The organism is Pseudomonas sp. ASL3, from assembly GCF_056680425.1.
In genome coordinates this window covers 5,802,146-5,821,869 of record NZ_CM155281.1, presented here as the reverse complement: position 1 = coordinate 5,821,869, position 19,724 = coordinate 5,802,146, and the positions used below count along the sequence as shown (strand labels likewise).

Annotated in this window: 22 protein-coding genes; 10 read left to right on the top strand and 12 right to left on the bottom strand. The window is 59.4% G+C overall.

The annotated features are described in order from the left end of the window. Nucleotides 1–145: 145 nt before the first annotated feature. The 7 genes from AC1MEE_RS26610 to AC1MEE_RS26580 form a co-directional block, all read right to left on the bottom strand. Complete coding sequence (locus tag AC1MEE_RS26610) at nt 146–685, bottom strand: disulfide bond formation protein B (RefSeq protein WP_480412464.1); 540 nt, start codon at nt 683–685, stop codon at nt 146–148. A gap of 284 nt (nt 686–969) precedes the next feature. Then, a complete protein-coding gene (locus AC1MEE_RS26605) occupies nt 970–2,208 on the bottom strand; it encodes a heme biosynthesis HemY N-terminal domain-containing protein (RefSeq protein WP_480412463.1) in 1,239 nt (412 codons plus the stop codon). After that, nucleotides 2,205–3,326, bottom strand: a complete 1,122-nt coding sequence (locus AC1MEE_RS26600; RefSeq protein WP_480412462.1) for a uroporphyrinogen-III C-methyltransferase — start codon at nt 3,324–3,326, stop codon at nt 2,205–2,207. Before AC1MEE_RS26600 ends, AC1MEE_RS26605 begins: the two co-directional genes overlap by 4 nt. Nucleotides 3,327–3,400: 74 nt before the next feature. Next, entirely contained in the window at nt 3,401–4,168 is a 768-nt protein-coding gene (locus AC1MEE_RS26595; RefSeq protein ID WP_480412461.1) for a uroporphyrinogen-III synthase, read from the bottom strand. Further along, entirely contained in the window at nt 4,165–5,106 is a 942-nt protein-coding gene (gene hemC / locus AC1MEE_RS26590) for a hydroxymethylbilane synthase (protein WP_480412460.1), read from the bottom strand. The genes AC1MEE_RS26595 and hemC overlap by 4 nt, the downstream gene beginning before the upstream one ends. A 215-nt stretch (nt 5,107–5,321) precedes the next feature. Further along, entirely contained in the window at nt 5,322–6,068 is a 747-nt protein-coding gene (locus AC1MEE_RS26585; protein WP_480412459.1) for a LytR/AlgR family response regulator transcription factor, read from the bottom strand. After that, nucleotides 6,065–7,147 (bottom strand): sensor histidine kinase, encoded by a 1,083-nt coding sequence (locus tag AC1MEE_RS26580; RefSeq protein ID WP_480412458.1) that lies wholly within the window; start codon nt 7,145–7,147, stop codon nt 6,065–6,067. Before AC1MEE_RS26580 ends, AC1MEE_RS26585 begins: the two co-directional genes overlap by 4 nt. A gap of 145 nt (nt 7,148–7,292) precedes the next feature. On the opposite strand from AC1MEE_RS26580, the gene argH reads away from it, so the two are divergent. From argH to AC1MEE_RS26560, 4 genes are all read left to right on the top strand, one after another. Then, nucleotides 7,293–8,687: an argininosuccinate lyase gene (argH, locus tag AC1MEE_RS26575; RefSeq protein ID WP_480412457.1), complete on the top strand. Its 1,395-nt coding sequence runs from the start codon at nt 7,293–7,295 to the stop codon at nt 8,685–8,687. 125 nt (nt 8,688–8,812) lie between these two features. Beyond that, entirely contained in the window at nt 8,813–9,100 is a 288-nt protein-coding gene (locus AC1MEE_RS26570) for a hypothetical protein (RefSeq protein WP_480412456.1), read from the top strand. Between the two features lie 209 nt (nt 9,101–9,309). Further along, nucleotides 9,310–9,555: a TIGR02647 family protein gene (locus AC1MEE_RS26565; RefSeq protein ID WP_480412455.1), complete on the top strand. Its 246-nt coding sequence runs from the start codon at nt 9,310–9,312 to the stop codon at nt 9,553–9,555. A 204-nt stretch (nt 9,556–9,759) separates the two neighbouring features. Beyond that, nucleotides 9,760–12,612: a class I adenylate cyclase gene (locus tag AC1MEE_RS26560; protein WP_480412454.1), complete on the top strand. Its 2,853-nt coding sequence runs from the start codon at nt 9,760–9,762 to the stop codon at nt 12,610–12,612. Between the two features lie 46 nt (nt 12,613–12,658). On the opposite strand, the gene rnk is transcribed toward AC1MEE_RS26560, so the two are convergent. The 3 genes from rnk to cyaY form a co-directional block, all read right to left on the bottom strand. Then, nucleotides 12,659–13,069 carry a nucleoside diphosphate kinase regulator gene (gene rnk, locus AC1MEE_RS26555; protein ID WP_480412453.1) on the bottom strand — a complete coding sequence of 137 codons (411 nt, stop codon included), beginning with the start codon at nt 13,067–13,069 and terminating at the stop codon, nt 12,659–12,661. Nucleotides 13,070–13,207: 138 nt separating this feature from the next. Then, a complete protein-coding gene (locus tag AC1MEE_RS26550) occupies nt 13,208–13,459 on the bottom strand; it encodes a DUF1289 domain-containing protein (RefSeq protein WP_480412452.1) in 252 nt (83 codons plus the stop codon). Nucleotides 13,460–13,461: 2 nt separating this feature from the next. Continuing rightward, on the bottom strand, nt 13,462–13,794 hold the full coding sequence (cyaY, locus tag AC1MEE_RS26545; RefSeq protein ID WP_480412451.1) for an iron donor protein CyaY: 333 nt from the start codon (nt 13,792–13,794) through the stop codon (nt 13,462–13,464). Nucleotides 13,795–14,035: 241 nt separating this feature from the next. On the opposite strand from cyaY, the gene lptM reads away from it, so the two are divergent. The 6 genes from lptM to AC1MEE_RS26515 are packed head-to-tail and all read left to right on the top strand — an operon-like array spanning nt 14,036 to nt 18,629. Beyond that, a complete protein-coding gene (gene lptM, locus AC1MEE_RS26540; protein ID WP_480412450.1) occupies nt 14,036–14,197 on the top strand; it encodes an LPS translocon maturation chaperone LptM in 162 nt (53 codons plus the stop codon). A gap of 8 nt (nt 14,198–14,205) precedes the next feature. Further along, a complete protein-coding gene (gene lysA, locus AC1MEE_RS26535) occupies nt 14,206–15,453 on the top strand; it encodes a diaminopimelate decarboxylase (RefSeq protein WP_480412449.1) in 1,248 nt (415 codons plus the stop codon). A 4-nt stretch (nt 15,454–15,457) separates the two neighbouring features. Continuing rightward, entirely contained in the window at nt 15,458–16,288 is an 831-nt protein-coding gene (gene dapF / locus AC1MEE_RS26530; protein ID WP_480412448.1) for a diaminopimelate epimerase, read from the top strand. 13 nt (nt 16,289–16,301) lie between these two features. Next, a complete protein-coding gene (locus tag AC1MEE_RS26525; protein ID WP_480412447.1) occupies nt 16,302–17,039 on the top strand; it encodes a DUF484 family protein in 738 nt (245 codons plus the stop codon). Nucleotides 17,040–17,041: 2 nt separating this feature from the next. Further along, nucleotides 17,042–17,944 (top strand): tyrosine recombinase XerC, encoded by a 903-nt coding sequence (gene xerC / locus AC1MEE_RS26520; RefSeq protein WP_480412446.1) that lies wholly within the window; start codon nt 17,042–17,044, stop codon nt 17,942–17,944. Next, nucleotides 17,934–18,629 (top strand): HAD family hydrolase, encoded by a 696-nt coding sequence (locus tag AC1MEE_RS26515; protein ID WP_480416351.1) that lies wholly within the window; start codon nt 17,934–17,936, stop codon nt 18,627–18,629. The genes xerC and AC1MEE_RS26515 overlap by 11 nt, the downstream gene beginning before the upstream one ends. A 120-nt stretch (nt 18,630–18,749) precedes the next feature. Here the strand turns inward: AC1MEE_RS26515 and sutA are convergent, their stop codons facing one another. Beyond that, a complete protein-coding gene (gene sutA, locus AC1MEE_RS26510) occupies nt 18,750–19,076 on the bottom strand; it encodes a transcriptional regulator SutA (protein ID WP_480412445.1) in 327 nt (108 codons plus the stop codon). A 100-nt stretch (nt 19,077–19,176) separates the two neighbouring features. Further along, nucleotides 19,177–19,602 carry a secondary thiamine-phosphate synthase enzyme YjbQ gene (locus tag AC1MEE_RS26505; RefSeq protein ID WP_480412444.1) on the bottom strand — a complete coding sequence of 142 codons (426 nt, stop codon included), beginning with the start codon at nt 19,600–19,602 and terminating at the stop codon, nt 19,177–19,179. Nucleotides 19,603–19,724 lie beyond the last annotated feature (122 nt).

Here is a 19,724-nt window from a genome sequence, read left to right as displayed (position 1 = left end):
CAGACTTTTTCTAATGAGACTCTCTATAAGAGATGGGTCTGATGAAGCCACAAGAGCAGCATATTTCCGATAACGCGTGCGGCCAAGATTATGCCCGCACGCCAACCCCTTCAAGGTACGCAGGAGATAAAGTTCATACAAGTGTTTAATCTTTGCCCGAAAAATCACCCGATTTCCCGCCATCCGATCTCTCTCGATCGCGCTGGAACAACTGGTAGGCCGCAAACAGGATCATCCCGGCGAAGGCCAACAGGCTCCATTCGGGAACGCTCATACCGAATAGCGTCCAGTTGATTTCAGCACAGTCGGCGGTGCCATCGAACACCCGCGCAATGACCTGAGTGAAGGGCATCGTTTCAAACAGGTAGTCCATGCTGGGCAGGCACGAGGAAAGGTCGTGCGCCGGAGCGGTCTGCAGCCAGACCTGGCGCCCCGCCGTCCCGGCTCCCGCCAGAGCACAGAGCAGAGTCAGCAACGAGTAGATCCGCCAGCCGGTCTTGCCGGGCGCATGTAGAAACGCGACCAGACAGATGACGCCGAAGGCGATCACGAAGACGCGCTGCACGATACACAGCGGGCAAGGCACAAGCCCTACGCCATGCTCCAGGTACAACGCCGCGCAGATGACGAGCGCACAGGCGACAAATGCCAGAAAAAACAGGGAGCGCGAGCGGGCCAGGTGCATGGCAGATCCGTAACAGAATGCGAAGGCCATTACGGTAGAGGAAAGCGCCCAACCCTTACAAGGCAAGCGCGTGCAGATACTTCCGCAATGTTGTAGGCACTTACCGACGTGTTTAAACAGAATTTATACGGGCTGTCGTAGGAGGTTTCTTCGAGATGATAGATTCGCAAGCAGCCCCCCTACAAATCGAGGCTGGAGCGGGGTTGCCAAGGGGGTTTCAGCGATACCGCGTTGACCCATTCGCAAAGCGGCATGATCGGCATACCGCCCCAAGCTCAATCCGATCAAACCCTGACCAGCACCGGAAGCGGACGTGCCAGGAAACGCTCGTCAAGCAGCCTCAGACCTTCCTGAAACAGCTGATTGCTGCGTTCGGTTTCCCCCAGTTGCGCCAGCAACCGCGCCAGTTCGGCGCAGGCTTCCGGGTTGCGCTGCAGGCTTAGGCTGCTTTCCAGATAGTCCCGCGCCTTGCCCCACAAGCTGCTTTGCAGACACAGGCGACCAAGCGTCAACAACAGGCTCGGGTCAGCGGGGTGGTGCTTGAGCCAACCTTCGGCAGTTTGCAGTTGCCGTACTGGATCGCTGCCACGCAATAGCCCATAAAGTCGGGCCAGATGGCTGTTGTAGTCGCGCTTGAGCGCTGCCCGCAAGACTTCTTCCGCCTCGGCATCGGCGCCCAGTTGACGCAGTTGCTCGGCATAGGCAAGCACCAATTGCGGCTCCTGACGCTGTGCAGAGGAAAGCTGCTGCCAGGCTTTATTGAGGGATTGCAGACCCACTTCGCCTTCCTGCTCGCGTTGCGCAGCGAGCGTCAGATTCTGACCCCAGGCACGGCGCTCCAGCTCCACCAATTCAGACGGCGGCAATACTTTGTCCTTGCGCAGCTCGGGCATCAGCCGAATCAGGGCCGACCAATCACCGCGCTGCTGATACTGACGTTGCAACTGGCGCAACACCTGCGGGTTATGCGGATGGCGCTCACGCATGGCTTCCAGGGTTGCCAGTGCACCGTCGTTGTCGCCGCGATCCAATTGCAGTTGCGCATGGCTCAGGGCAATCGCCAGCTCGGCGTGTGGCTGGCGCTCCAGCGCCCTCTCAAGCAGGCTGTCACTCTCTTCGTAGTGACCCAATTCGTTCGCCGCCCGGGCTGCGCCAAGGTAGTACAGCAGTGGCTGGCGGTCGGCTTCGGCGGCACGATGCAGATGGCGCTGGGCACTGGCCCAGCGGCCCTCGGCGAGGTCTATCTGACCTTTCTCGATCGCCACTTGCACGCGGCGGCTGTGGTTACGTCGCGACCATGGATTGACCACACCACTTGAGGTCGTCACCAGACCGAGCAACGCACGCACCAGGAACACCACCAACCAGATCACCAGCAGCAGCGCCAGCGTTGCCCACAAGCTCGATTCGTAGCGGAAGTTCTGGTACGCGATCAGCACATAGCCGGAGTGCTCGGAAATGGCGACACCCACCAGCGCCGCGACGACGATCACGGCGAACAGGATCAGGTACACACGTTTCATGGAGTGGCCTCCTGCTGAGCTTGCGCGGCAGGTTTCTCGGCAGGAGCATGGCGCCGCTCAAGGTAGGCCTGCACCGCACTCAAGCTTTGAGCCAGGTCTGGCGTCACCACTGACACCGGCTGAGTGGTCAGCGCTTGCAGACGCTCGTTCAGCACTTTGCTCTGAGGGTTTTCCTGATTGAAATTGCTTTGCAGGACATTACGCGCCTCGGCCAGGGCCTGGCTGTAGACCTTGGCTTCACCATTGAGTGCAGCCCACTGCGCCTGCTCCAGCGCCAGGCTCAAGGCTAGTCGAACCTGTGTCAGGCTTTGACCGGCCAATATCGGCCGAATGTCTTTGTCGGCGTTGAAATCGATACGAATGTAGTGCGAGATCTCATCCCACCATTGCGCCCAATGACTGTCGCTTGCATCGCCAGCGGTCGTCAGGTCCAGCAACGACCCGCCCTTGTCCTGATACTCCGGCGCCAGCGCGTTGAGCGTAGTGGCCTGATCGCGCAGGGCCGCCAGTTGCAGGAACAGGCCGGTGCGATCCGGTTGCTCGACGCTGCGCAACGCGGCCAGGCTTTTAGCCAGCTGCTCGCGCGCCGCGAAAGAGCCGGGATCATCCTGTTCGCGGAGGATTTCATCAGCACCCTGAACCAGCGCCTGCGCGCTATTGATGTCTTGCAGCGCCGACAAACGCAGGCTGGCCAGGCGCAACAGATGCTCGGCCTCGGCCAGGCGCCAGTCCTGACGACTCGCACCCAGCACGGTTTCTACGCGTTGGCTCAGGCGTTGCTGATCGCCCTGTAGCTGCGCGACCAGACGCCGACGATCTTCCAGCTCATCCGCTGGAGGTAATTGCGCCAGACGCGTCGCCAGCTGTTGCTCGCTCTGTTTGAGCGTCTGCGTCTGTGCGCCGATATCCTGCAATTGCCCCAACTGCTGCTGATGACCCGCCTGCAGGCTACGCACCTGCCACACGCCCCATCCGCCGACCGCGATGCCAGCGGCACCCAGCAGCAACGCTAAAATCACCAGACCATTGCCACGACTCTTCGAGGGCTCGCTCGGGGGTGGCGCAGGTGCCTCAGACACCGGTTCGACATATTCTTTGGGCAAGACTGTTTCGCTCACGTATCCATCCTTTGCATTAGGGCGCAGTCACATCGATGACGACTCTATTCTGAATGAGCTCATCGCTGGTACGCCTAGAGGGCAGGCACGGGGTGCTCCCGTAACGCCGCCAGCAAAGCCGCGGCATTAGCGCCACGACAATCCACAACTGTCCGGGCCCCGGCAGCATAGGCCAGCTCGGCGACCCGGGGACTCGGTACGAACAATGGTAACTGTGCCAGGTCCGGCCAGGCATCGCCCGCCAGCTCCCGCAAGTGATCAAAACCCTGTCCACTGCTGACCACCAGGCCGTTCAAGCGTTCCGCTTCGATCCGGCGCGGCAACTCCGAATCTGCATAGTGCGGCAGGTTACGCCGGTACAACGGCAGATAATCGACACTAGCACCTAGATCACGCAACCGCTCACCCAGCAGCTCTCGGCCACCTTCGCCTCGCAGGATCAACACCCGCGTTCCCGGCAATGCCACGGCTTGCTGCAACGGCGCCAGTTCGAGCAGCGCTTCGCTGTCGTCACCGCGCGGTGGGTAAGTGACGTCCAGGCCATAGTCCTCAAGAATTTGCGCAGTCGCCGCGCCGACACTGAACCATTGCTGCATCGGGGGCTGCGGCCATATCTCATCGATCAGGGCCAGCCCCAGACGTGCGGCCGGCTTACTGACGACGATCACCACGCGGTAAAGGTCCAGGTCAAAAATCATCGAGCGTTGCGCACCCGTGATCGTCAGCGGCTTGATCTCCAGCAACGGCAGAGTACTGCTGTAGACGCCCACCTCGGCCAACGTCGCCGCCAGCGCAGCCGACTCCTGCTCGGGACGGGTCAGCAGAAGACGCCAACCCGTCACTCTTCGTCCGCCTCGCCGTACACTTTTTGCAGAATCGCCTGTGCGCCCTGTGCCAGCAGCGCTTCAGCCACCTGCACCCCAAGCGCCTGAGCGTCAGCTTGCGGGCCTCGCGCCTCGGCGTTGAGCAACAGGCCGCCCGCCGGATCGCCCACCAGGCCACGCAACCAGATCTGCTCGCCTTCGAGGACGGCGTAACAGGCGATCGGCACTTGGCAGCCGCCATTCAGGTGTTTGTTCAATGCGCGCTCGGCGGTGACGCGCACCGCCGTGTCGGCGTGATGCAGTGGCGCGAGCAAGGCATGGATCTCCGTGTCCGCACTGCGGCATTCGATGCCCACTGCGCCCTGCCCACCGGCTGGCAAGCTGTCATCGACGCTGATCGCCGAGGTGATGCGGTTCTCGAAACCAAGACGGATCAAACCGGCAGCCGCAAGGATGATCGCGTCGTACTCACCGGCGTCCAGTTTCGCCAGCCGGGTGTTGACGTTGCCCCGCAGGAACTGGATTTTCAGATCGGGTCGACGTGACAGCAATTGCGCCTGACGACGCAAGCTCGAAGTGCCGACGATGCTGCCCGCAGGCAGTTGATCCAGACTGGCGTAGGTGTTGGACACAAAAGCGTCGCGCGGGTCTTCGCGCTCGCAGATGCAGAACAGACCGAGGCCTTGGGGGAAGTCCATCGGCACGTCTTTCATCGAGTGCACGGCGATGTCGGCTTCGTGTTCGAGCAAGGCCGTTTCCAGCTCCTTGACGAACAAGCCTTTGCCACCAATCTTCGACAACGGCGAGTCGAGCAGCTTATCGCCGCGACTGACCATGGGCACCAGCGTCACGATCAACCCCGGCTGGGATTCTTCCAGACGGGCTTTGACGTATTCGGCCTGCCACAGGGCCAACGCACTTTTACGGGTAGCAATGCGGATTTCGCGAGAGGACATGGATCAATCCGTACTTGAATAGATACGACGGATAATAACAGTTGTGGACCCGCGCGGGCCTGCGTCAGCTTGAAGCGGAAGACAATGCAGTTCTCTGTGGGAGCAGGCTTGCAACTACGCGTCCCGCTGCGAAAGCAATGTGTCAGACCAGACAAATCTTCGCAGGGCGACCGGCCTCTTCGCAGGCAAGCCTGCTCCCACAGATGTGGATTACCTTAAAGCTGTTGCATCATCTTGCGCACACCGGCCACATGCCGACGGCTGACGATCAATGCATCGCCATTGAGGCCTTTGAGGAACAGTTGAAAATGGCCCAAAGGCGTACGTTGCAAGCGCTCGATGCGATCGCGGGCTACCAGGGCATTGCGGTGGATGCGCACGAATCGATCGCCGAACTCATCCTCCAGCGCCTTGAGTGGCTCGTCCAGCAGCACCTCGCCGCCTTCATGGCGCAAGGTCACGTATTTGTGATCAGCGATGAAAAATATCACTTGGTTAAGCGGAATCAGCTCGATGCCTTTACGGGTTCTCGCACTGATATGGCTGCGCGGGCCGTTGCCGGATTCGGCGGCGGGTCGGGTCATTGCAGCCAGTTGCACCCGATTCGGGCGCTCGGCTTTTTTCAACGCTTCGAGCAAATGCTCGGCACGTACCGGTTTGACCAGATAACCCACGGCGCTGACCTGAAATGCCTCCAGGGCAAACTCGTCATGGGCGGTACAAAAGACCACCGCTGGTGGCGTCTCGCGCTCGCACAGTCGCGCGGCAACTTGCAGGCCATCCAGGCCCGGCATGCGGATATCGAGTAACACCACATCCGGCTTAAGACTATCGATCAACGCCAGGGCTTCTTCGCCGTTGGTGGCGCTGGGTTCGAGGACTCGATAACCCTCGAGTTCGCTGACCAAGCGGCTAAGACGCTCGCGGGCCAGAGGTTCGTCATCAACGATCAGGACATTCATATTGCTTTGGCTTCCTGCGTGAGTCTCGTACAAGGATAGCGTAGACAGGTGAAGTGACGGCCGTCACGGCGCTCCACGCTCAGACTGGCGCGCGGACCAAAAAGTGCCGTAATGCGCGCACCAATGTTCACCAATGCCTGATGCGTACCGTTGGAAGTCTGCCGTTTGGCAACTTCGTCATAGGGATTGCTGACACACAATACGAACTCTCCCTCTTTATAGGTCGCCTCAACCCTTACTATGCCGCCTTCAACCCGCGGTGCAATGCCATAGGTCAAGGCGTTTTCAAGCAGTGGTTGTAAGGTTAGCTGCGGAATCGGCAAGTCGTCTGGAATTGCACTCACTACCCAGTCCAACTGTAGACGCTCGCCAAGACGATATTGCTCTATCGACAAATAACGTTTCGCCAACTCCAGCTCGTCACGCCACGTCACCAAATTCCCAGGCCTGGCGAGACTGGCACGAAACAGGTCGGAAAGATCCAGTACCGCCTGCTCCGCCTTGACCGGATCGCTGGCGACCAGACTGGCAATGCTGTTGAGCGTATTGAAGAGAAAGTGCGGGCGAATCCGCGCCTGAAGCGATTCGATCCTGGCCCGCAGCTCTGCCTGTTGTTGCTTGCGCCACTGACTCTGCAGATAAAAGTAACGCAGCATCAGCGCCGACATAATCAACGCAATCAGCGAATACCGTAGATAACGTTCGACCTTTGCGCCAACCGAAGCCGAATCTGCCAGCTCGCAGTAATCGGTCACCGCCGTGCACAGCATCGTCAAACCCACCACCAGCAGACAACACAAAATACCCGCCACACCCGGTCGCAGGCGCGCCAACCAGGGACGCAGCCCACACAACAAGGCTGCCGACAGCAGCACGATCCATTGCACGAACAACGAGATCAACGCGAACCGCACCCAGTTGAAGGCCGGGAACATGGGCTCGACCAACACCAGCACCATCACCAACAGCTCGGCCAGCACCACAAGCACCAATAGTGCCTGGGGCAGGCACAGTTCGGGCAAGAAAAATTCTTTGCCGGGGGCAGACACTGCACCTGTTTTCAACCAGTCATTTCGCATCGCGCTAGTCTCTGCGCCACTGGACCCAGCGGCAAGCCGGTCAAGGATAAAAAAACAGCAACCCTGTTATTATCGCCGGCGCCCATTTCAAAATCGGCCACGTCATATTTTTTAAACAGCAGCCAGCAGACTAACGAGCGAACCCATGAGCACCGACAAGACCAATCAGTCCTGGGGCGGCCGCTTCAGTGAACCCGTCGACGCGTTCGTCGCCCGCTTCACCGCCTCCGTCACCTTCGATCAACGCCTCTATCGCCACGACATCATGGGCTCTATCGCCCACGCGACGATGCTGGCCCACGTCGGCGTTTTGACCGACGCCGAGCGCGACACCATCATCGACGGTCTGAAAACCATTCAGACCGAGATCGAGGCCGGCAACTTCGACTGGCGTATCGATCTGGAAGATGTACACATGAACATCGAAGCGCGTCTGACTGACCGCATCGGTATCACCGGCAAGAAATTGCACACCGGCCGCAGCCGCAACGATCAGGTCGCAACCGACATCCGCCTGTGGCTGCGTGACGAAATCGACTTGATCCTGGCTGAAATCACCCGCCTGCAAGAAGGTCTGCTGGGGCAAGCCGAGCGCGAAGCCGAGACCATCATGCCCGGTTTCACCCACTTGCAAACCGCGCAGCCAGTGACTTTCGGTCACCATATGTTGGCCTGGTTCGAAATGCTCAGCCGCGACTACGAGCGTCTGGTCGATTGCCGCAAGCGCCTCAATCGCTTGCCATTGGGCAGCGCGGCCCTGGCCGGCACCACGTACCCGATCGATCGCGAACTGACCTGCAAGCTGCTGGGCTTCGATGCCGTGGGCGGCAACTCGCTGGACAGCGTCTCCGATCGCGACTTCGCCATCGAGTTCTGCTCGGCGGCCAGCGTGGCGATGATGCACCTGTCGCGCTTCTCCGAAGAATTGGTGCTGTGGACCAGCGCGCAGTTCCAGTTCATTGATTTGCCTGATCGCTTCTGCACTGGCAGCTCGATCATGCCGCAAAAGAAAAACCCCGACGTACCCGAACTGGTGCGTGGCAAAAGCGGCCGGGTCTTTGGCGCCCTGATGGGCCTGCTGACCTTGATGAAGGGCCAACCACTGGCCTACAACAAGGACAACCAGGAAGACAAAGAACCGCTGTTCGACGCCGCCGACACCCTTCGCGATTCGTTGCGCGCGTTTGCCGATATGATCCCGGCGATCAAACCCAAGCACGCGATCATGCGTGAAGCGGCATTGCGTGGTTTCTCCACTGCTACCGACCTGGCTGATTACCTGGTCCGCCGCGGCCTGCCGTTCCGTGATTGCCACGAAATCGTCGGGCATGCTGTGAAATATGGCGTGGAAAGCGGCAAGGATCTGGCTGAGATGAGCCTGGAAGAACTGCGTAAGTTCAGTGATCAGATCGATCAGGACGTGTTCGCCGTGCTGACCCTGGAAGGTTCGGTCAACGCGCGCAACCACATCGGCGGGACTGCGCCGGCACAGGTCAAAGCGGCCGTGGTTCGCGGTCAGGCGCTGCTGGCAACCCGCTAAAGCACAAATCCCCTGTAGGAGCTGCCGAAGGCTGCGATAGATCTTGATCGCGCGACCGACTCTCGGTCGATCGCAGCCTTCGGCAGCTCCTACAGAGGCCTCCTACCAGATGTTCAGGAACCACCATGACCGACCCAATCGACAACATTGACGACGACGAAGAAGAATTTGCCGAATCGACCCTGATTCAGGCCATCGAAAACCAGATCGAAAGCGACAACCCACCTGCCGCCAAAGCGACGTTCAACAAACTCACGCTGGTCGGCTACGAGCGTGAAGAAATTCTGCAACTGATGGCCCACGTCCTGGCGGTGGAAATCGATGCACTGCTTGAGGACGACCGTCCGTTCAATACCGAGTGGTATGAACAAGCTTTACGTGCGTTACCCGAGCTTCCACCAGAAGCCAAGTGACGACTGGCCAAAGATCCCCCAGCAAAAACTCCAGAGCCTGACTACACTGCAAAAGCCCCGCTGCCGCATGACCTCCGGGGCGATCACGCCAAGCCGGCTTTATGGGTCCTCAAGAACTCAATAAGCGCAGAACAGCTCGTTCCTGTGCCTTGACTCGAGACAAACCCACAGGTCCGGTGGGGCGCATTACTAAAAAGTCTGGAGTACCTATGTCGTATACCCCTGAGTTGGTTGCCGAACTGGAAATCCTCGTACTGTTCAATCTGGGCAATACCCTTGAGGGCCTGAAAATCCATCACGTAGCAGCTCCAAAAGCGATTGCAGCAGCACAAAGACTCTTCGATAAAGGACTGATTACCCTATCCGATGGCGGTTACCTGACGAGCCTTGGACTCGAAGCTGCCAAGCATGCCCAATCACTGTTGACCATCCTGAGCGTCACCGAAACGGCCTGAAACATTTGCCTGGCTCGCGGGAGGTTCAGCACTCCCAAAAACCGGTCTCGCGAGCCATTCCTTTAGCCCTTCACCTTCAAGAAAGGCGGCCGATAATAATTTGACGTCAAAAATAAAAAACAGCTTAAAAGTGCCTGACCTTAGGCTGTAAACTGCTCGCCGTCTTGAATCTTCCTTTCGAGCCTCGCCCGCCGGTTAGTTGCGATGACGCGTACTTTTGAAATTCGCCCCAACCTGGATGAGGGAATCGACCGCAAGGTTCTCAGCCAGTTACGCGCCCGCTTTCTGAGCCTCAACGATGGGCGGCTGGGCCGCGCCATGGAAGGTCTGTCGACGCGCCAACAAGCGGTATTGACGCTGTTGCCGCTGTTTTTTCACGTCAACCACCCGCTATTACCTGGCTATGTCTCCGGCAGTACGCCCGCCGGGGTATCGAGCTATGAGCCTGAGGCTCATGCGCTGGCCGAAGCCCAACGACTGACTCGCTCGTTCTCCTACAAACCGCGCCACGGCAATCCACCGCAGCCCATTCACGGCCTGTTCCTGATGGGCAGCCTCGGCACGCTGGCCCAGGCCGAGCAGAGTGATATGGATGTCTGGGTCTGCCACGATTCGGAGCTGAGCCCCGACGCTCTCACCGAGCTGCGCAAGAAATGCCAGGCGCTGGAAGCCTGGGCCGCCAGTCAGGGTGCTGAAGCGCACTTTTTCCTGATCGACCCGAAACGTTTTGTGCTTGGCGAACGCGACGCCCAACTCAGCTCCGAAGACTGCGGCACCACCCAGCACTACCTGCTGCTGGACGAGTTTTATCGCACCGCCATCTGGCTCGCGGGCCGCACGCCCTTGTGGTGGCTGGTGCCGGTCTACGACGAACAGCGGTACAACGAGTACACCCATACCTTGCTGTCCAAGCGCTTCATTCGGGCCGATGAGATGCTCGATTTCGGCCATCTGGCGCATATTCCGCCCGGCGAATTCATTGGCGCGGGCTTGTGGCAGCTGTTCAAAGGCATCGAGTCGCCCTACAAATCCGTGCTCAAACTGTTGCTGATCGAGGTCTACGCCAGCGAACACCCGCAGGTGCAATGCCTGAGCCTGCGTTTCAAACAGGCGGTCTTCGCCAATAAGCTCGACCTCGATGAGCTGGACCCGTACATGGTGGTTTACCGGCGCATCGAGGAATACCTCAACGTCCGAGGCGAGCCCGAACGCCTGGAGCTGGTGCGTCGTAGCCTGTATTTGAAGGTCAACAAAAAGCTCACGGGCTCTCCCCGTCAGCGCACCACCAGTTGGCAGCGTCAATTGCTGGAACGACTGACCAAGGAATGGGGGTGGGACGAACGCCAACTGGCGCTGCTCGATAGCCGCAGCCAATGGAAAGTCCGACAGGTCTCCACCGAACGCCGCGCACTGGTCAATGAGCTCAACTACAGCTATCGCTTCCTCACTCAGTTTGCCCGCACGCAGCAGGCGGCCAGTTTGATCAACAAGCGCGATCTGAATGTGCTGGGGCGACGCCTGTACGCTGCCTTCGAGCGCAAGGCCGGCAAGGTCGAGTTCATCAATCCGGGTATCGCCCCGGATCTGGCCGAAGATACGCTGACGCTGGTGCAGTCACCCAATCGTCGCGAGCCGGGCAAGACCCAATGGGGCCTGTACAACGACAGCCTCGGCGTGCATGAGTGGGAGCATTTTTCACCGATCAAGCGCAGCCGGGAATTGCTCGAACTGTTGGTCTGGTGTCACCGCAACAACGTGATCGACCACACTACGCGCCTGGCGCTGCACCCCGGCAGCAGCGATTTGACCGAGTTCGAGCTGTTCAACCTGATTGGCAGTCTGCAGCAGGCCATTCCCCTGCCCCTCGGTACCGTCAGCGAAGAACAGCTGCTGCGTCCCAGCGTGCCCAGCGAGGTGTTGCTGCTGGTCAATGTCGGCGTCGATCCGCTCAAGCATCATCGGGATCTGAATATTCTGATGACCACCGAACGTACCGATTCGCTGAGTTATGCCGGCGTTCGGGAGAATCTGGTGCTGACCCTCGACCAGATCACACTCAACAGCTGGAATGAAATACTGGTCAACCGTTACGACGGGCCGCACGCCTTGCTCGACTGCCTGAGCGATTTCCTCAGCAATTTGCCTGAGGGCCCGGAGCAGCCTCATGTGCACGTGCGCTGTTTTTGCCACAACCGCGCGCCGGCCATTGCCCAGCGCGTCGAGGAACTGGTGAACACCGCCAAGCTGTTGCTTGCCCGGCGGCTCAATCATCGTTACCTGATTCAGGTTCAGCAGCACTACCACGTATTGGAAATGGTTCCCGGCCAGGTCAACCATGTATCGCTGGCCAGCCTGCCGGCGCTGCTCGATTACCTGAGTGAGGAGCTGCCGAGCTACAGCCCGCTACACCTGGACCCCAATGCGCTGGATGAGCACGATCTGGCGATGATCCTGCCCCATGGTCAACCGGAATGCATTCAAGTGTTTTACCGGATCAATGAGCCATACGCCGACCTTTATGTGCTCGATGAGCACAACGCGCTGTGGCATCAGCGTTTGCCGTACCACGATGAATCAAGCCTGCTGGTGCCGCTGCAACGCTTTTTCCATTCGCTGGTGTATCGACGTGGCGCCCTGCTGCCGCTGGACAATCCGCTGGAGCCGTCCTCGCTGGAAACGCTGTACTACCAAGTGCTGCCCACCGGCGCTGGCCGCGCGCGACGGATAGAGCCTCGCACAACCCCGGCCATCCCGCTCGAGAAGCCGTTCTATGACGTACAGGCGATCATTGAGGAAGCAGCGCCAGGCCAAGTGAATGTCACCTTGTACTGCAACCATCGAGAGTTTTCCGAACTGGAATATGGCGAGCAACTGTTCGCGGTGGTGGCGCAACAGATTCTCGAACAACGCAGTGAAGCCCAGCGCTATCGCTGCTACATCACCGACCTCGACCTGTCCGGTCTGCTGGGCGATGTTCGTGGGCAAAGCATTCTGTTCTTGCGCTACAAGGCAGATCTGGAGAAGGCGCTGAACAGCGCGATGGATCAGGTCCTATAGATCGTTCCCGCGCGAGCGTGGGAACGATCACCGGACCTGCTGGTGCTTACTGGTTGTACTCACCCGCCGCTTCCGGCTGATATTCCACTTCCAGCAAGGTCAGTTTCAAGGTCTTGCCGCCGGGCGCCGGCCAGTCGATGTGTTGACCGACCTGCAAGCCCAGCAGTGCGCAGCCTACCGGCGCAAGCACCGACACCGTGCCCTCGGCGCCTGAGTCCTGCGGGTAGACCAGCGTCAAGTGGTAGTCCTTGCCGCTGCCTTCTTCGCGACAATGCACGCGCGAGTTCATGGTCACGACACCGGCAGGCACTTCCTCGTGGCCAACCACTTGTTCGGCACGGTCCAATTCGGTCTGAAGAGCTTCAACCCCCGGCGTGGCTTCATCCAGGCTGTCGATTAAACGCTCAAGACGTTGCACGTCGAGTCGGGTGAGGATGATTGAAGGTGCAGTGCTCATGATCCAGGCAGACTCCCTTTATTCTGCGCAATAAAAGCAAAACCCCGCCGATTCAGGCGGGGTTTTGACGGGCCTCAAGCAAACGAGGCATACCCGGACACTATCACAGACGAATAAATACACAACCCGACGAGAGTTTCAGCCAGCCGCCACTTGGGTTGAGGCGGTGCCCAGCCGGCGCTGCTCGGCATTCGCGCAAATCTGCCGGCGACGCTCATCGTCCGCCGAGCGCCATTCCCGAATGTCTTCCACATGACGCCAGCAGCCTCGGCAAACCTTCTGCTCATCGAGTCGGCACACGCTGATGCAGGGCGACGGCACTGCCGGACTGACATTGCTGAACAAAGGCTTCGCCGGTTTGACCGGCGCTGATGCGGTGTTATCGGTCACTGTCAAATCTCGTCGAACTCAAGCTCGACGCCTGCCTGTTCCAGGACGATGCGCGCGAGCATTTCACTGAGCAGCTCATCGCTGGTATCACACACCCAACGCTTTTCTTCTTCGTCGTAGTCGAAATGGAAGCCGCCGGAACGCGCGGCCAGCCACAGCTGACGCAACGGTTCCTGGCGACTGAAAATCACCTGAGTACCATTTTCGAACTTCACGGTCAGCACGCCGGCCGAGTTTTCCAGGTCCAGATCCAGATCGCTCTCATCGAAAATATCCTCCAGCGCTTGCTGGGTGGCATCGACCAGATCGTGAAAGCGGGCTTCAGTCAAACTCATTACGGGAACCTCAAAAAGTGTCTACCGATGGCGCAGCGCCGCAAGATACGGTCGCTTCCAGACAAATGCAAAGCATACCCGCCCAATAGCAGGCGGCAATGCCGATAATGCTTGATCGAGCCGGGGTAAATCATCAGGGGCCCGTCCGAAGCCCCGTCGGACGGGTTGGCCGCCGCATAGGCAAGGCGCTGGGTGGCCGGTATACTCGAGCGCAATTAATGCTTTTACAAAGGATTTCGCCATGAAGCGCCTGATCTCTTCCCTTGCTGCGCTCGTCGCGGTCGCTTGTCTTGTTTCCGCCTGTGGTCAAAAAGGGCCGCTGTATTTGCCTGATGACAGCAAAAACCCTGACGACCAGGCGAAATCATCGCAAACGCAATCGCACAAGCACTCTACTTACTAGGGAATATCATGGACGCCTTCAACTACCGCGACGGTGAACTGTTCGCGGAGGGTGTAGCGTTGTCTGCCATTGCCGAACGCTTCGGCACGCCGACCTACGTTTACTCCCGCGCACACATCGAAGCGCAATACGCTGCTTATGCCGACGCCTTGAGCGGCATGCCGCACCTCGTGTGCTTCGCAGTAAAAGCCAACTCCAACCTGGGTGTACTCAATGTCCTGGCGCGCCTTGGCGCTGGTTTTGACATCGTGTCCCGTGGTGAGCTGGAGCGTGTACTGGCCGCTGGCGGCGAGCCAGACAAGATCGTGTTCTCCGGCGTCGGCAAGACCCGCGAAGACATGCGTCGCGCGCTGGAAGTCGGCGTGCACTGCTTCAACGTCGAATCCACCGACGAGCTTGAGCGTTTGCAAGTCGTGGCCGCAGAACTGGGCGTGCGCGCCCCGATCTCCCTGCGCGTCAACCCGGATGTCGATGCCGGCACACACCCCTATATCTCCACCGGCCTCAAAGAAAACAAGTTCGGTATCGCCATCGCCGATGCCGAAGACGTCTACATCCGTGCGGCGCAACTGCCCAACCTGGATGTAATCGGCGTCGACTGCCATATCGGCTCGCAACTGACCAGCCTGCCGCCGTTCCTTGATGCACTGGATCGCCTGCTGGCCCTGATCGATCGCCTCGGCGATTGCGGCGTTCACTTGCGCCATGTGGATCTCGGCGGCGGTCTGGGCGTGCGGTATCGCGACGAAGAGCCGCCACTGGCCAGCGATTACATCAAGGCCGTGCGTGAGCGCCTTGATGGTCGTGATCTGGCACTGGTGTTCGAACCCGGTCGCTTCATCGTCGCCAATGCCGGCGTGCTGCTGACCCAGGTCGAATACCTCAAACACACCGAACACAAGGATTTCGCCATCGTCGATGCGGCGATGAACGACCTGATCCGCCCGGCGCTGTATCAAGCCTGGATGGACGTGACCGCCGTTCGCCCACGCGATGGGCAGCCGCGCACCTACGACGTCGTCGGACCGATCTGCGAAACCGGTGATTTCCTGGCCAAGGAACGCGAACTGGTGCTGGCCGAAGGTGACCTGCTGGCCGTCCATTCGGCGGGGGCTTACGGTTTTGTCATGAGTTCCAACTACAACACCCGCGGTCGTACCGCCGAAGTGTTGGTCGATGGCACCGAGGCTTTCGAAGTGCGCCGCCGCGAGACTGTGGCAGAGCTGTTCGCTGGCGAAAGCCTGCTGCCGGAGTAACCCCATGCTGCTGCGTTTTACCAAGATGCACGGCCTGGGCAACGACTTCATGGTCCTGGACCTGATCAGTCAGCACGCACATATTTTGCCCAAGCACGCCAAACAATGGGGTGACCGCCACACCGGGATCGGTTTCGACCAACTTCTGCTGGTCGAAACGCCGAGCAACCCGGACGTCGATTTCCGTTACCGGATCTTCAACGCCGACGGTTCCGAGGTCGAGCAGTGCGGCAACGGTGCACGCTGTTTCGCCCGCTTCGTGCTGGACAAGCGCCTGACCGCCAAACGGCAGATTCGCGTGGAAACCAAAAGCGGCATCATCGAACTGGACATCCGCAGCGACGGCCAGATCAGCGTCAATATGGGCCCGCCTCGACTGATTCCAGAGCAGATTCCGTTTCAGGCCGACAAGCAGGCGCTAAGTTATGCGGTCGAAGTCGATGGCCAAACTATCGAGCTTGCCGCAGTATCGATGGGTAATCCTCACGCAGTATTGCGTGTTGAAGACATCAATAACGCACCCGTGCATGTGCTCGGGCCAATGCTGGAACATCACCCGCGCTTCCCGGCCCGAGTCAATGTCGGCTTCTTGCACGTGGTTGATCGCCAACGCGCGCAACTGCGCGTCTGGGAGCGCGGCACCGGAGAAACCCAGGCCTGCGGTACCGGCGCCTGCGCGGCTGCGGTGGCCGCCATCATTCAGGGCTGGATGGATTCGCCCCTGTTGATCGACCTGCCTGGCGGGCGCTTGTCCATTGAATGGGAAGGTCCAGGCCAGCCCGTGATGATGACGGGGCCGGCGGTGCGGGTTTACGAAGGACAGGTTCGTCTATGAGTGAGCAAATTCGATGACCGATCAGCCTCAGATTTCAGCCGAAAAGCCCAGCGAAGCATCTGCTGACAATGCAGCGCCAGCCCTTGAGGCAGAGGCTATCGCCGCGTATTTGCGTAAGCACCCGGAGTTTTTCGTTGAACACGAAGAACTGCTGCCAGCGCTGCGCATCCCGCACCAGCGTGGCGATACCGTGTCGCTGGTCGAGCGCCAGCTCAAACTGTTGCGCGATCGCAATATCGAGATGCGCCACCGTCTTTCGCAACTGATGGACGTGGCCCGCGACAATGATCGGCTGTTCGACAAGACCCGCCGCCTGATTCTGGCCTTGATGGACGCCGGCAGCCTGGAAGACGTGGTAATCGCTGTAGAAGACAGTCTGCGTCAAGAATTTCAGGTGCCCTTCGTCAGCCTGATTCTGTTCAGCGACAACCCCATGCCTGTCGGTCGCTGGGTCAGCAGCGCCGAAGCGCAGAAAGCCATCGGCGGCCTGATCTCAGGCGACAAGACCGTCTGCGGTGCCCTGCGCGAGCATGAACTGACCTTTCTGTTCGGCACTGAACAAGGCGAGCAAGTAGGTTCCAGCGCCGTCGTAGCCCTGACTCATCAAGGCCTGCATGGCGTTCTGGCCATCGGCAGCCGTGATCCGCAGTACTACAAAAGCTCGATTGGCACGTTGTTCCTCAGCTATATCGCTGAAGTGCTGGGGCGGGTATTGCCGCGCTTTACCCACTCGCTACGCTCGGTCCGCTGACCATGGAAAGGCAACTGGACGCTTACTGCACGCACCTGCGCAGTGAGCGCCAAGTGTCGTCCCACACCCTCGAAGCCTACCGGCGCGACCTGAACAAAGTCCTCGCATTCTGTGAAAAACAGCAGGTGAGCAGCTGGTCGGCGCTGGATATTCAGCACCTGCGCAGCCTGATTGCCCGCCTGCATCAGCAAGGTCAATCCTCGCGCAGCCTGGCGCGCCTGCTGTCGGCGGTTCGCGGCCTGTACCACTACTTGAACCGCGAAGGTCTCTGCAATCACGATCCGGCCAACGGCTTGTCACCGCCCAAGGGCGAGCGCCGCCTGCCAAAAACCCTTGATGCCGACCGCGCGCTGCAATTGCTCGACGGCGCGGTCGAGGACGATTTTCTGGCCCATCGCGATCAAGCGATCCTGGAGCTGTTCTACTCGTCGGGCCTGCGCCTGTCAGAGCTGACCGGGCTCAATCTCGAACAGCTGGACCTGAGTGACGGGCTGATTCAAGTACTCGGCAAAGGCAGTAAAACCAGGGTGCTGCCGATAGGTAAAAAAGCCCGTGAAGCCCTGGGAATCTGGCTGCCGTTGCGCGCGCTGGCCAACCCGGAGGACGATGCGGTATTCATCAGCCAGCAAGGCCGTCGCCTGGGCCCCAGAGCGATTCAGCTACGCGTGAAAGCAGCGGGCGAACGCGAGTTGGGGCAAAACCTGCATCCGCACATGCTTCGCCATTCGTTCGCCAGCCACCTGCTTGAATCTTCGCAGGATCTGCGCGCGGTTCAGGAATTGCTTGGCCACGCCGACATTGCTACCACGCAGATTTACACACACCTGGACTTCCAGCATCTGGCCACGGTGTACGACAGCGCCCATCCTCGGGCCAAACGCAGTAAGGGCACCGATCATGATTAAGCTCATTACTTTCGACCTCGATGACACCTTGTGGGACACCGCCCCGGTGATTGTCAGCGCCGAAGCCGTGCTGCGTAACTGGCTGGCCGAACACGCGCCCGATCTGGGCCCGGTTCCGGTGGAGCATCTGTGGGCTATCCGCACTCGACTGATAGAGGCCGATCCCACGCTCAAGCACCGAATCAGTGCACTGCGTCGGCGCGTGCTGTTTCATGCGCTGGAAGATGCCGGTTACGCCCACGATCAAGCGCAAACACTGGCTGACAAGAGCTTCGAGGTCTTCCTGCACGCCCGGCATCAAATCGACATTTTTCCCGAGGTTCAGCCGACGCTGGAGATCCTCGCTAAAACCTACACCCTGGGGGTTGTGACGAACGGCAACGCCGATGTCCGCCGTCTGGGGTTGGCGGATTACTTCGCTTTCGCGCTGTGCGCTGAAGATTTGGGTATCGGCAAACCTGACCCGGCTCCCTTCCTTGAAGCACTGAGACGCGGCAAGGTCGAGGCCGACGCAGCGGTGCACATCGGCGACCATCCCGGCGACGATATAGCCGGGGCACAGCAGGCGGGCTTTCGCGCCATCTGGTTCAACCCTGCGGGCAAGGCCTGGGAAGCAGACAGGCGGCCGGATGCTGAAATTCAGAGTTTGACGGAACTGCCGGAATTGTTGTCGCGCTGGAGCTGATGATCGTGAGGGGACTGATTTATTTTCAGCGCTTCATCGAAAATCAATCTGTCCCCCTCATTCAGACAAGAAAAAGCCCGCAGCGACAGCGGGCTTTTCTTTAACAACAGCAACGGGAGCCTAGATAGGCCGGCTGCCGTACTTGTTGTCAGGCTTCTTCGGCGGATCGGCGACCACGTTGGCCTCCACTTCCTGCACTTTGCCGCCTTTGGCCAGGAACTCTTCCATCGCGCGAGCCAGAGCATCACGCTCTTTGTTCTTGGCTTCTACGCTTGGCAGTTCATCCACAGAGACCGCAGCCTTGGCTTTGCCCTTGGCAGGAGTGACCGAGGCTTCGACGCTGTCATCAACTTCGACGCCATCGTCTTCGGCAGCAGCTGCAAGCTCCTCACCGTCCTCTTCACCTTCCAGATCGTCTACCAGATCGTCGTTGTCGTCGTCGCTCATGTTCTACCTCATGACTTGCGAAAGCAGATTAGTTATAGCCCAGCTACGCCAACTATCGAAGGCTGCCAGAAAAAATTCAACATCCGCTGAAAAACAGCGGTCATGCCCCGTCACCGTACAAGGTGGCGAGGACTCTGCGAGCACCGCCTACATCACGATGCTCACCCAGATAAACACCTTGCCAGGTACCCAGCGCCAACTGCCCCGCCGTGATCGGCAAACTCAATTGGCAGCCCAGCAAACTGGCCTTGAAGTGTGCCGGCAGGTCATCGGGGCCTTCGTCGTCATGTTCGTATCCGTCCATACCCTGAGGCACCAGACGGCTGAAAAAACGCTCGAAGTCACGACGCACGGCCGGGGCGGCATTCTCGTTGATGGTCAACGAGGCCGAGGTATGCTGCAGCCACAGATGCAACAGACCGACTCGACAAGTGTGCAGCTGAGGCAAGCCTGCCAGTATCTCGTCAGTTACCAGATGAAACCCGCGAGGCCTCGCCCGTAAGGTTATCAGCGTCTGTTGCCACATACAGTTCTCCACGCTTCGGCGCGCATTCTAACGCGCTGGTGGAAAAAACAAAGCGCGTAATGGACCACCTTTTACGTAAGTCATGGCCGAAAAGCGAACAAGCGTCGCCACCACCTCTACAT

Excerpts from the sequence above, each read along its gene's own strand:
- argH (WP_480412457.1), top strand. The coding sequence starts at position 7,293 with ATGAGCACCGACAAGACCAATCAGTCCTGGGGCGGCCGCTTCAGTGAA.
- xerC (WP_480412446.1), top strand. The coding sequence starts at position 17,042 with ATGGAAAGGCAACTGGACGCTTACTGCACGCACCTGCGCAGTGAGCGC.
- lptM (WP_480412450.1), top strand. The coding sequence starts at position 14,036 with ATGAAGCGCCTGATCTCTTCCCTTGCTGCGCTCGTCGCGGTCGCTTGT.
- AC1MEE_RS26605 (WP_480412463.1), bottom strand. The coding sequence starts at position 2,208 with ATGAAACGTGTGTACCTGATCCTGTTCGCCGTGATCGTCGTCGCGGCG.
- rnk (WP_480412453.1), bottom strand. The coding sequence starts at position 13,069 with ATGAGCACTGCACCTTCAATCATCCTCACCCGACTCGACGTGCAACGT.
- cyaY (WP_480412451.1), bottom strand. The coding sequence starts at position 13,794 with ATGAGTTTGACTGAAGCCCGCTTTCACGATCTGGTCGATGCCACCCAG.
- sutA (WP_480412445.1), bottom strand. The coding sequence starts at position 19,076 with ATGAGCGACGACGACAACGACGATCTGGTAGACGATCTGGAAGGTGAA.
- AC1MEE_RS26565 (WP_480412455.1), top strand. The coding sequence starts at position 9,310 with ATGTCGTATACCCCTGAGTTGGTTGCCGAACTGGAAATCCTCGTACTG.
- AC1MEE_RS26560 (WP_480412454.1), top strand. The coding sequence starts at position 9,760 with ATGACGCGTACTTTTGAAATTCGCCCCAACCTGGATGAGGGAATCGAC.
- dapF (WP_480412448.1), top strand. The coding sequence starts at position 15,458 with ATGCTGCTGCGTTTTACCAAGATGCACGGCCTGGGCAACGACTTCATG.
- lysA (WP_480412449.1), top strand. The coding sequence starts at position 14,206 with ATGGACGCCTTCAACTACCGCGACGGTGAACTGTTCGCGGAGGGTGTA.
- AC1MEE_RS26505 (WP_480412444.1), bottom strand. The coding sequence starts at position 19,602 with ATGTGGCAACAGACGCTGATAACCTTACGGGCGAGGCCTCGCGGGTTT.
- AC1MEE_RS26585 (WP_480412459.1), bottom strand. The coding sequence starts at position 6,068 with ATGAATGTCCTGATCGTTGATGACGAACCTCTGGCCCGCGAGCGTCTT.
- AC1MEE_RS26570 (WP_480412456.1), top strand. The coding sequence starts at position 8,813 with ATGACCGACCCAATCGACAACATTGACGACGACGAAGAAGAATTTGCC.
- AC1MEE_RS26580 (WP_480412458.1), bottom strand. The coding sequence starts at position 7,147 with ATGCGAAATGACTGGTTGAAAACAGGTGCAGTGTCTGCCCCCGGCAAA.
- AC1MEE_RS26525 (WP_480412447.1), top strand. The coding sequence starts at position 16,302 with ATGACCGATCAGCCTCAGATTTCAGCCGAAAAGCCCAGCGAAGCATCT.
- hemC (WP_480412460.1), bottom strand. The coding sequence starts at position 5,106 with ATGTCCTCTCGCGAAATCCGCATTGCTACCCGTAAAAGTGCGTTGGCC.
- AC1MEE_RS26610 (WP_480412464.1), bottom strand. The coding sequence starts at position 685 with ATGCACCTGGCCCGCTCGCGCTCCCTGTTTTTTCTGGCATTTGTCGCC.